Below are 13,435 nucleotides of genomic sequence, written 5' to 3'. Positions count from 1 at the left end.
CGATGGCGGACGACAGCCCGCCGGGAGGTGACCAGAAGGTCCAGACCTCGGGGGACCTCGACCTCCGACCGGAGCGGGTGCAACCCTCATCGTCTCGCCAGGACGCCTTCAACCGCGGGTCCGCACGCGGCGCGAAGAGTGCCGCGACCCAGCCGAAGTGGAACAGGTTCGGAGCACCGGGGCTCGTGGTCGCGGGCAAGGGCGCCGCACTGGCCACCGGTCTGTCCAAGGACCCGGCCACGGCAGCCCGCGCCTACCTCGCACGGGAGCGGGCGGCATACGGGCTGTCGGCACAGGACGTGGCCGCGCTGGAAGTTCTCGCCGTCAACCCGATGGGCGAGGCCAGGGTCGTCACCCTGCGGCAGACGTTCGGCGGGGTGCCGGCGGGTGTCGACGGGCTGGTCGTCGTCGCCGTGCGTGATGGGGCGGTGAGCTTCGTCAGCTCGACCCTCGCACCCACGGACTCCTCGGCCACGGCCGCGAGCCGCCGTGCTGCCGCCAGGCTCACGCCCGGCCAGGCGGTCGAGCGCGCCGCGGCGCACGTCGGCGCCAAGGCCACCCGGGTCGCGGAGCGGGCAGACAAGGCAGCGCGCGCCGGGGCGAACGGCGGCTGGCGGAAGTTCACCGCCACCGGCCTGCGCGGGGACCAGCGGGTGAAGCAGGTCGTCGTGCCCGTCCCGGGAGGCAGCCCCAGGACGGCCTGGCACGTGGAGGTCTCGGAGGAGGCCGACCGGATGTATGCCGTGTACGTCGACGCGGTGACCGGCGAGGTCATCGTCCGCGAGGACCAGGTGGACGAGTTCGCCCCGAGCGAGGACCCGACCAACCCGCGGTGGTCGGTCTTCGAGCCGAACCCTCCGCTCGACCTCTCCTCGACCGACACCCGCGACGTCTGGTGCTGGACGGCCGGGCCCGGGTGCACCGACGTGGTCGGCAGCGCCGCGTCCCCCCTGGCGTGGGACATCGATCCCGTGACCAAGGCACCGTCGGGCACGACGTCCGGCAACAACGCCTTCACCTTCGGGGACTGGGCCGGGAACGCAGCGCTGAAGCAGTACCCACCGACGAGGGCCGACCGCGCCTACCAGTTCCCCTGGACGAACGCGTGGCAGAAGGGCAAGTGCGACCCCGAGCTCTACAGCACGCCCGGCGGGAACGACATCGACGCCGCGACGACGCACATGTTCGCCATGCACAACCGACTGCACGACTGGTCCTACGGCCTCGGTTTCACCGAGACGGCGTGGAACCTGCAGGAGGACAACTTCGGCAGGGGCGGCGTCGGCGGAGACGCCGAAGAGGGCTGGTCGCAGTACGAGGCGATCCCCAACTCGCGCAACAACGCCTTCCAGGGAACGGGCGCCGACGGTGGCGCGGCCTACACGGGCATGTACCTCTACCAGCCGATCGCGGCCTCTTCCAGCCCCAACTACCCGAACTGCGTCGACGGGACGGTCGACTCGACGGTCGTCGCCCACGAGTACACGCACGCCATCAGCAACCGCATGGCCGGTGGACCGGACCGCGGTCTCAGCGGCGCCCAGGCCGGGGCCATGGGTGAGAGCTGGTCGGACATCATGGGCCTGGAGTTCCTGCAGGAGACCGGGTCGATGCCGTTGCAGCGTCGTCTGGTCGCACGCGCCGTCTATGACAACGGCAACGCCGACCACGGCAACCGGACCTACAACTTCGACACGAGTCCGCTGAACTACTCCAACATGGAGTACGACGTGGTCGGCGCCTCGGTGCACTCCAACGGAGCCATCTGGTCGGCGACGCTCAACGACCTGCGGACCGGCTTCGTGGACCGCTACGGTCTCGGCGACCACGCAGCGATGAAGTCATGTGCTGCCGGCACGACCCCGCTGGCGTCCTGCCCGGGCAGCCGTCAGTGGGCGCAGGTCGTCTTCGACGCCTGGCTGCTCATGGCCAACGGGTCGGTGAGCATGGTCGATGCGCGCGACGCGATGCTCGCCGCCGACCTCATCCGTTTCGGCGGGGCCAACCAGGACATCATGTGGAACGCGTTCGCCCGCCGTGGTCTGGGTCAGGGTGCCACCTCGTCGGGGTCCAGTGACCTCGCTCCGCGGGCATCCTTCGTCTCGCCGCACAGCGACAACGCGACGTTGCGCTTCTCACCGGTCGGTGAGGACGGTCGTCCCGTCGTCGGCGCGAAGCTCTACGTCGGGGACTTCGAGTCCATGACGGTGGGGACCGCGACGCGCCGGGCACACCCGGTCGCCGACACCGACCCCGCCACGCCGCTCGATGACGTCGTCGAGGTGGTGCCGGGCGAGCTGCGCTACACCGCGACGGGTCCGAGCCACGGCCAGGTCAAGCAGGTCTTCACCGCGAGGCCGGGTCAGGTGCGAGACCTGCCGATCAGGCTCTGGACCAACCTCGCGAGCAGCGGGGCCGGCGCCACCGTCACCGGCGAGGGGGTCTCGGTCCCGTCGCTCATCGACGGGCGTGAGGGCACGGCTGCCTCGACGGTCAAGGACCCGACGGCGGCCCAGAAGGTCTTCACCGTCGACCTCGCCGGTGGTCGACAGGTCGTCCGCCGGGTCCAGGTCAGCGCGCTGACCGGTCCGAGCTCCACGGTCCAGCGCTTCCAGATGCTGCGCCAGTTCGAGGTGCTCGCCTGCGACGCCAAGGGTGCCGTGACCTGCACCGAGGACCGTGACTACCGCGTCGTGCACACCTCGTCCGCGGATGCGTTCCCCGGCACGCGGCCGCGACCGGTGCCCTCGGAGGTGCTCATGCGCTCGTTCCCGATCACGCAGACCGCCGCGACCCACCTGCGGCTGCGCGTGATGACCAACCAGTGCCAGGGAGGGCCGGACTTCCTCGGTGAGCTCGACCTCGACCCGCGCACGACGACGAACTGCCCCACCGGCTACGACGCCTTCGCCGACTCGGCGACGATCGGCGTGGCCGAGCTTCAGGCGCTGCGCCAGTGACCGGCTGAGTCCGCAGTCGAACGGGAGGTATGCCGGTCGGCCGGCTTCGCAGCCGGCCGACCACGCGGCATACCCGCCGTTCGACCGCGGCGCGGTCCCGTCCCTCCCGGAGGTGTCGGTGAACACTTGGGGGAAGGCGTTCGGCTCGACAGGATCTGAGCGCGCGATGCTGCTAATTTCGTGTCCGGTTGCACACCAAGCAGGTCCTCGCAGGTCGCAGTACGCGCCCGTCCGGCTGCCACAGGAGGCGGGCGCTCACGTGTCTTGAGCCGGGTCGTCCCGGAACGACGGGGTCATCGCCGGCGTGCTTCCGCGGGCGCCGCGACTCTGCTGCGTCGAAGTGCTACACACAGAAAGAGTTACCCCATGGCACAGGGCACCGTGAAGTGGTTCAACGCTGAGAAGGGCTTTGGTTTCATCGCCCAGGAGGGCGGTGGGCCGGACGTCTTCGTCCACTACTCCGCCATCGACACCCAGGGCTACCGCAGCCTCGACGAGAACCAGCAGGTCGAGTTCGAGGTCACCCAGGGTCCGAAGGGTCCGCAGGCCGAGCAGGTCCGCCCCCTCTGACCGAGGACTTCCCCAGTCTGTGAGACGAGGCCCCCTCCGCCGCGGCGGAGGGGGCCTCGTCACGCCCGTCAGACGATGGGCCGTGCGGTGGGTCCTGGCCCAGAGTCCTCTCAGGGTCGACCTCTAGACTCGCCCCGGCGCTGCGTTGGACCGGGGGTTGGACGCGGTGCCCCGACGCCCCCGGACGAAGAGGACTCCGTGCAGGACGAGCAGGACGAGCAGGACGACGCGACCGGCGCTGACGACGCCGAACCGCGCAGTGCCGCCGCTCGCCTTCGTGCCGAGTCGCGGGCCGCGACCCGCGACCAGCAGCGCGCTCGCCAGCGGACCCGTCGCCGGCGCACGCTCGTCCTCGCTGGTGTCGTGTCCGCGGTGCTCGTCATGGCCATGGTGGGGGCCTACTTCCGGCTCAACGGCAACATCTCCCGCATCGACGTGTCGGACATGCTCGGAGACGACCGCCCGACGCCGTCGGGCGACGTCGCCACCGGGCCGCTCAACATCCTCCTCATCGGCTCCGACGTGCGTGACGGTGAGGGCAACGAGGGCTACGGCAGTGGCGACTGGGAGCCCGGTCAGCACTCTGACACCAACATCCTGCTGCACATCTCCGGTGACCGGGAGTCGGTGACGATGGTGTCGATCCCGCGCGACTCGATGGTGCCGGCGCCGGTCGACTGCGACGCCAAGGCTCCGGAGGCGCTGTGGAAGGTCAAGCAGTGGAACCAGAACTTCAACACGGGTGGTCCGGGCTGCCTCATCCGCACCATCGAGGGCAACACCGACATCTTCGTCAACCACTTCGCCGTGGTCGACTTCGGCGGCTTCAAGGACATGGTGGACGCGCTCGGTGGAGTGCCCGCCTGCACGCCGGTCGACATCGACGACCCCAAGGCGAAGTTCACCCTCTCGGCCGGGCGCCACACCCTGAACGGCGAGCAGGCCCTGGGCTATGTCCGCACCCGCTACAGCGTCGGTGACGGCTCCGACATCGGCCGCATCAAGCGCCAGCAGGCCTTCATGTCCTCCGTGGCGCAGAAGGCCACGGAGTCGTCACTGCTCCTGCGCCCTGACAAGCTCCTCCGCTTCCTCGACGCGGCGACGCAGTCCCTGACCACCGACCCGGAGTTCGGTGTCGGTGCCATGCGTGAGGTCGCCAACAGCGTCAAGGGCATCGGCGTCGACAAGATCCAGTTCGTCACCGTGCCCACCGAGCCCTACAAGCCGGACCCCAACCGCGTCCAGTGGGCGCCTGCCGCCGACCGGCTCTGGGCCGCCATCCGGGCCGACCGCGACCTGGCGACCCCGACGCCCACGCCCAGCCCGACCGACACGGCACCGCTGACCGTGACTCCTGACCGGATCGCCGTCGAGGTCGTCAACAACTCCGGCGTCGTCGGCCTCGCCAAGCAGGCCGTCGAGGGACTGCGGGTGCAGGGGTTCGTCGACCCGGTGTCGAGCAACGGCACCGCGGTCGCGAGTGGCGTCACCATCGAGCACTCGCCCGCCGGGGCCGAGGCCGCCCGGACCGTCGCGGCGGCGTTCCCCGGTGCGACGGTCAAGGTCACCACGGGCATGGGCGCACGCGTGCGCGTCATCCTCGGCGCGGGCGCCCCCAACGTCGTGGCCGTGCCGAACCGTCTCGGCAAGGAGCCGATCCCCGCGCCGACCATCACGTCGACCCCCTCGGCCTCCGGGAGCATCCAGACCCGCAAGGCCGACGCCGACATCTGCTCCTGACTCCTCCCCTCGCCGCATTATCGGGTGACCCGATAAAAGCCCGCTCCACCCGAGCTGGCAGGTCGGGTCGAGCGCCCCAATATCGGGTGACCCGATAATGCGGCGGGGGTCAGAAGAGGCGGGACGCGGCGACCTCGGGTGGCTCCTCCAACGCGAGGAGACGGGCCTTGCGGTCCAGCCCACCGGCATACCCGGTCAGGGAACCGTCGGCGCCGATGACCCGGTGGCACGGGATGAGGATGCTCACCGGGTTGTGCCCGACGGCCCGGCCGACCCGCTGCGCCAGACCGGGGTTGCCGAGCTCGCGGGCGATCGCGCCGTAGGTCGTCGTCGTGCCGTAGCCGACCGTCATGAGCAGGCTCCAGACCTGCTCCGAGAAGGCGTCGCCGTGCGTCACCGTCGGGACCGTGAAGGTCGTCCGCTCGCCACGGAAGTACTCCGCGAGCTTCCCGAGCGGTGGCCTCGAAGACGGAGTCGCCCGTCGGGGAGACCTGAGTGCCGATCTGGTCGTCCGCCGGAGGGTGCCAGTGGACCGGGAAGTAGAGGCCGGCGAGGGCCGCGCCCTCCGCAACCGCAAGGAGGTCGCCGAAGTCCGTCGCCAGCGTGGCGTGGCGGCGCGGGATCGGGGTCGTCGTCATGATGCCCATTGAACGACGCAGCACCGGCGGTTGTGAGTCGGGGCCGGAAGTCGGCCTGAGTCGACCCGCGGCCGGACACGGAAGAGGCCCTGAGCGCCGAAGCTTCCCAGGGCCGATCCGTCGGCGGAGGCGGGGGGATTTGAACCCCCGATGGGTGTGAACCCAAACCGCATTAGCAGTGCGGCGCCATAAACCGGGCTAGGCGACGCCTCCTCAGCCGGATCAGGGTAACCGTCCTCACCCGCGCCGAGCAAAGTGGATGCGGCGAAGGGGTCGGGAGGTCACAATGAGCCGCTGCCCACACCACGCTCAGGAGTTCCGAATGACGCTCACCCCGCCACCGCCCGGCACACCCGGACCATGGCCTGAGTCGTCGCCGACTGCCACCCCGCCGTATGCCGCACAGCTGCCTGCGCCGTCCGCCGCCCGTCCCGCATGGGTCGCCTGGACCGCGTTGGCGCTGAGTGTCCTGTCCTTCGTGATCGCCACGAGCGTGGGGATCCTGTATGCCGTGGACCGCCTCTCCGAGTCCGCCCCCAGCCCCGCGCCGAACTCGTCAGCCGAGGAGCTGCTCTATGACGCGGGCTACCCGGCCTGGGGAACGGTTGACATCGCACCGTCCGGGGCCGTCACCGAGATCGCCCTGAACAACGCCGTCACCGACGCGCTGACCGAGGCGCTCGATGACGAGTCGACCGTCAAGGACGTGTTCTGCGATGCCCTCCTCGCGCCGAAGAAGGACCTCGTCACGACCTGTTCGGTGTCGGTCGACGAGTACGACTCGACCGTGGTCCTGTTCTTCGTCGACACCGAGGGCGACTTCCTGGCCACCCTCTACTGACGTCGGACGCGTGGCCGAGGAGGTCCGGCGCCGAAGCCACACCGACTCCTGCTCCTTCGGGCCTGTGTCGGGCGGGTGTCGGGTCAGGCGGGAGAGGCGGGGATGGAGACGGTGAAGGTCGTCCGACCCGGATGGCTGTCGAGTCCCACGCTGCCACCGTGGGACCTCGCGACGGCAACCACGATCGAGAGCCCCAAGCCGGTGGACCCACCAGCCCGGGTGCGAGCCTCGTCGCCTCGCGTGAAGCGCTCGAAGACGGTGTCCTGGAGCTCTTCGGGCACCCCGGGGCCGTCGTCCGCCACGGTGACGCGCACCCAGCCGTCGCTCGGCAGCAGGGACGTCACGACTCGGGCGCCGGCGGGGGTGTGGGTGCGGGCGTTGGCGAGCAGGTTGGCGAGGACCTGGTGCAGCCGGGCCCGGTCGCCGGTCACCACGACGGGCTCGTCGGGCAGGTCGAGCTTCCCAACGGTGGTCGGGAGCTGCGGCGTGCGCGTCCGAGACCGCATCCATCGCCAGCAGCGACAGGTCGACCGGCTCGCGCTCGAGGGGCCGTCCCGCGTCGAGCCGCGCGAGCAGCAGCAGGTCCTCGACGAGCCCCTGCATCCGCAGCGCCTCCGACTCGACCCGGGCCAGGGCATGGGTGACCGTCGAGGGAACTGGCTCGGGCTCGCGACGGGACAGCTCGGCATACCCACGGATGGACGCCAACGGCGTCCGCAGCTCGTGCGAGGCGTCCGCGACGAACTGCCGCACGCGGGTCTCGGACTCGTGTCGTGCCTGCAGTGCGCCCTCGACGTTGTCGAGCATGTTGTTGAGGGCGAGGCCGACCTGCCCGACCTCCGTGCGTGCGTCAGTGTCGGCCACCGGCACACGCTGGGCGAGCGCCACGGCGCCGGAGTCGAGCTCGAGCCGACTGACCTGGGTGGCCGTGTGGGCGACGCGTGACAGCGGGGCGAGGTTGCGGCGGATGAGCCACTGCCCGCCGAGAGCGACGAGGGCCAGGCCGGCGATGGTCGTGCCGACGACGAGGCCGATGACGGCCTCGACGATGCGGCTGATGCCGCTCATGGGCAGGCCCGAGATGACGGTGTTGCCGGCGTTCCCGACGGCGGACGCGACGCGGTAGCTCCCCCAGGCCCTCGACCTCGACGGTCCGGGGAGATGCGCCGATGCGGGCCGTCTGCAGCGCCTCGATCTGAGCCGGGGTGAGCTCGCCGATGTCGCGGCCGTGCTGCACCTGGTTGCGGACGACGACACCGTCACGCAGCACGACGAGCAACGACTCGCCGCCACCGCCGGGGATCGGCCCGCCACCCGCGCCGGGTCCGCGTGGACCACCGGCGCGCACGAGGGACGACGTGACGTCCTGGTCGATCTGGTTGACGAGGTGGTTCTGCAGGGCGATGACGGTGAACGTCGACGTTGCAGCCGTGATGACGAGGAAGAGCCCGACGACGGCGGCCACGAGCTTCGTCGTCAGCGACCAGCCGCTCGGGTCGACCCAGGAACGCTGGGACCGGCTCATTCCGCCGGCTTGAGGACGTAGCCGACGCCGCGCATCGTGTGGATCATCGGCGTGCGCCCGGCGTCGACCTTCTTGCGCAGGTAGGAGATGTAGAGCTCGACGACGTTGGCCTGACCACCGAAGTCGTAGTTCCAAACGCGGTCGAGGATCTGGGCCTTCGACAGCACCCGCTTGGGGTTGCGCATGAGGTAGCGCAGCAGCTCGAACTCCGTTGCGGTGAGTCGGATCTCGTCACCGCCGCGGGTCACCTCGTGGCTGTCCTCGTCCATCGTGAGGTCACCGACGACGATGAGCGACGACGAGTCGTCGGCGACGACGGTCGTGCGTCGCATGAGCGCACGCAGCCGCGCCACGACCTCCTCGAGGCTGAACGGCTTCGTCACGTAGTCGTCACCACCGGCAGTGAGCCCGGCCACGCGGTCCTCGACGGCGTCCTTCGCGGTGAGGAAGAGGACGGGGACGGCGTCGTCGTCGGCGCGCATCCGGCGCAGCACCTCGAGACCGTCGAAGTCGGGCAGCATCATGTCGAGCACAACCGCGTCGGGCTGGAACTCGCGCGCGGCCTTGACGGCCTTGAGGCCGGTGCCCGCCGAGCGGACCTCCCATCCCTCGTAGCGCAGGGCCATCGACAGCAGCTCGGTGAGGTTGGACTCGTCGTCGACGACGAGGACGCGGACGGGACTGCCGTCGGGTCGCTGCAGCTTCGCGGACGAGGTCTGTGACGTGCTCATGACGTCAGTAGACCGCTGCGGGTTCGATGCTGCCCATGCGCCGCCTGTGGAGTTCCTGTGAAACAGCGGAGGGTATGCCGTCCGCGCACCTTCCGGTGACACCTGCGACTTCGTGCCCCAGCGGGACACGACGGCGGAGGCCTTCGGCCCATGGGTCGTGTCCCGTTGGGGCACGAAGTCGGTTCCTGACGTCAGAGCGCGCGGGAGATGAGCTCCTTCATGATCTCGTTGGTCCCGCCGTAGATCTTCTGGACGCGGGCGCCGGCATACATGCGGGCGATGGGGTACTCCATCATGTAGCCGTAGCCGCCGAAGATCTGGAGGCACCGGTCGATGACGTCGCACTGCACGTCGGTCGTCCAGTACTTCGCCCGGGACGCCGTGGCGGCGTCGAGCCGGCCCTCGAGGTGCAGCCCGATGCAGTAGTCGAGGAAGGTCCGGGCGGCCAGGACGTCGGTGCTCACCTCGGCGAGGGTGAAGCGGGTGTTCTGGAAGTGCCCGATCGGCTTGCCGAAGGCCTCGCGCTCCTTCGAGTAGGCGATGGCCAGCTCGACGGCCCTGTCGGCGGACGCGACGGCACCCACGGCGATGGCCAGCCGTTCCTGGGGCAGCTGGAGCATGAGCTGGTAGAAGCCCTGCCCCTCGGCGTCGCCCAGGAGGTTGGCGACCGGGACGCGCATGTCGGTGAAGGACAGCTCGCGGGTGTCCTGCCCGTGCTGACCGATCTTGTGGAGGACGCGGCCGCGCTCGAAGCCCTCGAGCGCCGGCGTCCCTGCATCGCCACCGACCTCGGCGACGACGAGCGAGACCCCCTGTGCCCCTTCGCCGCCGGTGCGCGCGACGATGAGGACGAGCCCCGCGTGGGAGGAGTTGGTGATGAAGGTCTTGCTGCCGTTGATGACGTAGTGGTCGCCGTCGCGCCTGGCCGTCGTGCGGATCCGTTGGAGGTCCGACCCGGTCGACGGCTCGGTCATCGCGATGGCGCCGATGAGCTCGCCCGTCGCCATGCGCGGGAGCCAGCGCTGCTTCTGCTCCTCCGAGCCGTAGTTGAGGAGGTAGTGGGCCACGATCGAGGAGTGCACCGAGTAGCCGAGGGCGTCGTCGCCGGCCCGTCCCTGCTCCCACATCACCGCGGCCTCGTGGGCGAACGTGCCGCCTCCGCCGCCGTACTCCTCCGGGACCGAGATGCACAGCAGCCCCGCCGCGCCCGCCGCCAGCCAGGTCTCCCGGTCGACCTGGTGCTGCTCGGAGAAGCGCTCGACGTGGGGAGTGACCTCGCGCTCGAAGAAGGTGCGGGCCAAGGTCGCGACGTCGGCGACCTCCTCCGCCATCCAGGATGAGACGTAGGTCGGGGGAGCGAGGATCTCGGGCACGGTGACTCCTTTGTCGGGGAACGGGCCAGCAGATGGGGCAGCAGAACAGGTCAGGCAGTGGGCGAGCCGACAGCGGCCAGCGGGATGTCGTGCTCGTGCGCCCACTGCTGCCACTCGAGGGCAGTGCGGGATGCGAAGACCGCCTCCAGCCGTGGGCGCGTGAGGTCCGCAGGGTCGAGCTCCAGGGCCGTGAGCAGCCTTGCGGTGAAGTGCGGTTCGAGGGCGGCGAGTGCGACGTGACCCTGCGACGCGGCATACACGTCATAGACCGGCAGCCCGCCACCGAGCAGGCCTCCGGGCACGGTCAACCCGTGGACGACGGGCCGGGCCATCACGTGCGCGAGGTCCGACAGGGCGACCTCGCGGCGGCAGCCACGCCCGGTGCGCGAGCGCTCGACGAGGGCCGCTGCCGCCTCGCCCGCCGCCCGCTCAGCGCCGGCGAGGTCGACGACGGTCGTGGCCGGCATGCGCCCGTCCCTCACCAGCCCGGCAGCTGCCTGGTAGGTGAGGTCGTGGCCGGCGGTCTCGGCGTCGTCGCCGGAGTGGCCGACGATGTCGACCTGACAGACCTGGGTATGCCGTCTGCTCACCGCTGCGTGGTCGAGTCCCAACCGCGCCAGGGCGGAGGGGCGGGAGCTGGTGACGAAGACGTCGGTCCCGGCGAGCAGCTCGTCCAGGCGCTCGCGGCCCGCATCGCTCTTGAGGTCCAGGCGCTCGATGGCCTGGCCCTCGTGGAGCTCGTCGAAGTAGTCCGGGGCGAAGTGCTCCAACGGGTCGCCGGTCGGTGGGAGCACGGTCGTGACACTCGCCCCCCACGAGGCCAGCCGCGCGACGGCGACCGGCCCCGGGAGGTTGACGGCGATCGAGAGGACCCGCACGCCCTCCAGCGGCCCGGTCATCAGGACGCCGCGGCGGCCTTGGCGGGGACGTCGACGAGGCTGCCGGACGCTGCGCGCGCGGTGAGCCACGCCGACGGGCGGAAGCGCTCGCCGTAGGAGTCGGCGAGCTCGTTGGCCCGGGCGACGAACCCGGCGAGGCCGCCCTCGTAGTTCGTCATGAAGGTCGCCGGCCCGCCGGTGTGCGGCGGGAACCCGATGCCGAAGATGCCACCGATGTTGGCCGACTCCGGGTCACCGAGGACACCGTCCTCGAAGCAGCCAGCGGTCTCGAGCGCCATCCGGAAGAGGTAGCGGTCGCGCAGGTCGCGCAGCGGGATGTCGGTGCCCTTGGACCAGCGCTCCCGAAGCTCGGGCCACAGGACCTTGGGTCCGCCTTCGGGGTAGTCGTAGAGGCCGGCGCCCGCGGCGCGACCCTTGCGACCGAGATCCACGAGCGTGTCGATGACGTTCTCGCCCGGGGTCTTGGTCAGCTCGCGCCCCTCGGCGGCCGCCGCCTTGGCGGCCTCGCCGCGGATGTGCTGGGTCAGGGTCAGCGACACCTCGTCGAGCATCGCGAGCGGTGGAGCCGGGAAGCCGGCCGACGTCGCAGCACGCTCGATGACCTGCGGGTCGACACCCTCGGCGACGAGCTGGGCTCCCTCGTCGATGAGGGTCCCGAAGACGCGGCTGGTGTAGAAGCCGCGACCGTCGCCGACGACGATCGGGATCTTGCGGATCTGCTGGACGAGGTCGATGGCGCGGGCGGTGGCCTCGTCGGAGGTGGCCTCGCCGCGGATGATCTCGACGAGCTTCATCTTGTCGACCGGGCTGAAGAAGTGCAGTCCGATGAAGTCCGCCGGGCGCGTGGCGAAGCCCTGGAGCCCGGTGATGGGCAGCGTCGAGGTGTTGGAGCAGAGGAGGGTCTGGGGTCCGACCACCGCCTCCACCTCGGCGAAGACCTTCTCCTTGAGGTCGTGGTCCTCGAAGACCGCCTCGATGACGACCTCGACGTCGGCCAGGTCGGCGGCGTCGGCGGTCGGCGTGATCCGGGCGAGGGTGGCGTCGCGGTCCTCCTGCGAGAGCCGGCCCTTGGCGACCTTGGCGTCGAGGAAGCTTGGCCGCGTGGGCCCTGCCCTTCTCGGCGCCCTCGACGGACACGTCCTTGAGGACGACGTCGATGCCTGAGGTGGCGCAGGCGTGGGCGATGCCGGCGCCCATCATCCCGGCGCCGAGGATGCCGACCTTGCCGACCTTGGAGCGCTCGATGCCGGCCGGGCGCAGCGCACCCGAGCTGATCGACTGCAGGTCGAAGAAGAACGCCTGGATCATCGCGGTGGACTCGCGACCTGCGGCGAGCTCGGCGAAGTAGCGCGACTCGATGCGGCTCGCGGTGTCGAAGTCGACCTGCGCACCCTCGACCGCCGCGGACATGATGGAGCGAGGTGACTTCACCGGGCTGCCCTTGAGCTGCTTGCGCAGGTTGGACGGGAACGCCGGGAGGTTCGCAGCGAAGGCGGGGGTCGTCGGCGTGCCGCCGGGGATCTTGTAGCCCTTGACGTCCCAGGGCTTCACGGCGGCGGACTCGTCGCCCGCGTGCTCGCGGACCCAGGCCTTGGCTGCCGGGACCAGCCTCACGGGTGGCGACGAGCTCGTCGATGACGCCCTTGGCGTGCGCCTCCTTGGGCGAGCGCTGCTGGCCCTGGAGCAGCCAGCCCATGAGGGCCTCGGTGATGCCGAGCATGCGCACGAGGCGGGTCACGCCGCCGCCGCCGGGGAGCAGGCCGAGGGTGACCTCGGGCAGGCCGAGCTTGACCTTGTCGTCGTCGACGGCGATGCGGTGGTGGCACGCGAGGGCCACCTCGAGCCCGCCTCCGAGCGCGGCTCCGTTGATCGCCGCCACGACCGGCTTGCCGAGCTGCTCCAGCCGGCGCAGCTGGCCCTTGATCGCCTCGACCTCGGCAAAGGTGTCGGCGACCGTCTCGGGGGTGACCCCCTGGAGGTCGCTGAGGTTGCCGCCGGCGAAGAAGGTCTTCTTGCCCGACGTCAGCACGACGCCGGTGATGTCGTCGCGCTCGGCCTCGAGGCGGTCGACGGTCTGGCCCATCGCGGACTTGTATGCCGCGTTCATCGTGTTGGCGCCCGCGCTCGGGTCGTCCATCGTCAGGGTGACGATGCCCTC

Annotated in this window: 11 protein-coding genes, 1 tRNA gene and 3 pseudogenes; 4 read left to right on the top strand and 11 right to left on the bottom strand. The window is 70.6% G+C overall.

Features of this window, described 5'->3' with window-relative positions:
- The first annotated feature begins 2 nt into the window (after positions 1-2).
- The 3 genes from ACZZ98_RS06675 to ACZZ98_RS06665 all read left to right on the top strand — a co-directional run bounded on the left by ACZZ98_RS06675 (position 3) and on the right by ACZZ98_RS06665 (position 5,270).
- The gene (locus tag ACZZ98_RS06675; protein WP_463515501.1) at positions 3-2,960 is read left to right on the top strand and encodes a M36 family metallopeptidase; all 2,958 of its coding nucleotides are present in this window, start codon (positions 3-5) and stop codon (positions 2,958-2,960) included.
- A gap of 366 nt (positions 2,961-3,326) precedes the next feature.
- Positions 3,327-3,530: a cold-shock protein gene (locus tag ACZZ98_RS06670; RefSeq protein WP_380086116.1), complete on the top strand. Its 204-nt coding sequence runs from the start codon at positions 3,327-3,329 to the stop codon at positions 3,528-3,530.
- A gap of 198 nt (positions 3,531-3,728) precedes the next feature.
- Complete coding sequence (locus ACZZ98_RS06665; protein ID WP_463515500.1) at positions 3,729-5,270, top strand: LCP family protein; 1,542 nt, start codon at positions 3,729-3,731, stop codon at positions 5,268-5,270.
- 109 nt (positions 5,271-5,379) lie between these two features.
- On the opposite strand, the gene ACZZ98_RS06660 is transcribed toward ACZZ98_RS06665, so the two are convergent.
- On the bottom strand, positions 5,380-5,667 hold the full coding sequence (locus ACZZ98_RS06660) for a methylated-DNA--[protein]-cysteine S-methyltransferase (RefSeq protein ID WP_463515499.1): 288 nt from the start codon (positions 5,665-5,667) through the stop codon (positions 5,380-5,382).
- Between the two features lie 365 nt (positions 5,668-6,032).
- Positions 6,033-6,121, bottom strand: a tRNA-Ser gene (locus tag ACZZ98_RS06655).
- 109 nt (positions 6,122-6,230) lie between these two features.
- Here ACZZ98_RS06655 and ACZZ98_RS06650 point away from each other — a divergent pair.
- A complete protein-coding gene (locus ACZZ98_RS06650; protein WP_463515498.1) occupies positions 6,231-6,749 on the top strand; it encodes a hypothetical protein in 519 nt (172 codons plus the stop codon).
- A gap of 83 nt (positions 6,750-6,832) precedes the next feature.
- Here ACZZ98_RS06650 and ACZZ98_RS06645 read toward each other — a convergent pair whose 3' ends face one another.
- The 9 genes and pseudogenes from ACZZ98_RS06645 to ACZZ98_RS06605 form a co-directional block, all read right to left on the bottom strand.
- A complete protein-coding gene (locus tag ACZZ98_RS06645) occupies positions 6,833-7,255 on the bottom strand; it encodes a sensor histidine kinase (RefSeq protein WP_463515497.1) in 423 nt (140 codons plus the stop codon).
- A 106-nt stretch (positions 7,256-7,361) separates the two neighbouring features.
- Positions 7,362-7,556: pseudogene (locus ACZZ98_RS06640) on the bottom strand (histidine kinase dimerization/phospho-acceptor domain-containing protein); the annotation flags it as partial.
- A 43-nt stretch (positions 7,557-7,599) separates the two neighbouring features.
- Complete coding sequence (locus ACZZ98_RS06635; RefSeq protein WP_463515496.1) at positions 7,600-8,274, bottom strand: hypothetical protein; 675 nt, start codon at positions 8,272-8,274, stop codon at positions 7,600-7,602.
- Positions 8,271-9,005 (bottom strand): response regulator transcription factor, encoded by a 735-nt coding sequence (locus ACZZ98_RS06630; RefSeq protein WP_463515495.1) that lies wholly within the window; start codon positions 9,003-9,005, stop codon positions 8,271-8,273. Before ACZZ98_RS06630 ends, ACZZ98_RS06635 begins: the two co-directional genes overlap by 4 nt.
- Positions 9,006-9,196: 191 nt before the next feature.
- Positions 9,197-10,378 carry an acyl-CoA dehydrogenase family protein gene (locus ACZZ98_RS06625; RefSeq protein ID WP_463515494.1) on the bottom strand — a complete coding sequence of 394 codons (1,182 nt, stop codon included), beginning with the start codon at positions 10,376-10,378 and terminating at the stop codon, positions 9,197-9,199.
- 50 nt (positions 10,379-10,428) lie between these two features.
- Complete coding sequence (locus tag ACZZ98_RS06620; RefSeq protein ID WP_463515493.1) at positions 10,429-11,277, bottom strand: CoA transferase; 849 nt, start codon at positions 11,275-11,277, stop codon at positions 10,429-10,431.
- Positions 11,277-11,924: a 3-hydroxyacyl-CoA dehydrogenase family protein gene (locus ACZZ98_RS06615; RefSeq protein ID WP_463517736.1), complete on the bottom strand. Its 648-nt coding sequence runs from the start codon at positions 11,922-11,924 to the stop codon at positions 11,277-11,279. Before ACZZ98_RS06615 ends, ACZZ98_RS06620 begins: the two co-directional genes overlap by 1 nt.
- A gap of 99 nt (positions 11,925-12,023) precedes the next feature.
- Positions 12,024-12,305, bottom strand: a pseudogene (locus ACZZ98_RS06610) (3-hydroxyacyl-CoA dehydrogenase family protein); the annotation flags it as partial.
- A 644-nt stretch (positions 12,306-12,949) separates the two neighbouring features.
- A pseudogene (locus tag ACZZ98_RS06605) lies at positions 12,950-13,384 on the bottom strand (enoyl-CoA hydratase-related protein); the annotation flags it as partial.
- Positions 13,385-13,435 lie beyond the last annotated feature (51 nt).

The organism is Knoellia sp. AC549 (genome assembly GCF_979258975.1).
Note: the sequence above shows the minus strand (reverse complement) of the source record. Positions and strands in the feature narration are given on the sequence as shown.

Coding starts and splice junctions, on each gene's coding strand:
- ACZZ98_RS06645 (WP_463515497.1), bottom strand. CDS start 7,255: ATGCGGTCTCGGACGCGCACGCCGCAGCTCCCGACCACCGTTGGGAAG.
- ACZZ98_RS06670 (WP_380086116.1), top strand. CDS start 3,327: ATGGCACAGGGCACCGTGAAGTGGTTCAACGCTGAGAAGGGCTTTGGT.
- ACZZ98_RS06630 (WP_463515495.1), bottom strand. CDS start 9,005: ATGAGCACGTCACAGACCTCGTCCGCGAAGCTGCAGCGACCCGACGGC.
- ACZZ98_RS06620 (WP_463515493.1), bottom strand. CDS start 11,277: ATGACCGGGCCGCTGGAGGGCGTGCGGGTCCTCTCGATCGCCGTCAAC.
- ACZZ98_RS06650 (WP_463515498.1), top strand. CDS start 6,231: ATGACGCTCACCCCGCCACCGCCCGGCACACCCGGACCATGGCCTGAG.
- ACZZ98_RS06635 (WP_463515496.1), bottom strand. CDS start 8,274: ATGAGCCGGTCCCAGCGTTCCTGGGTCGACCCGAGCGGCTGGTCGCTG.
- ACZZ98_RS06675 (WP_463515501.1), top strand. CDS start 3: ATGGCGGACGACAGCCCGCCGGGAGGTGACCAGAAGGTCCAGACCTCG.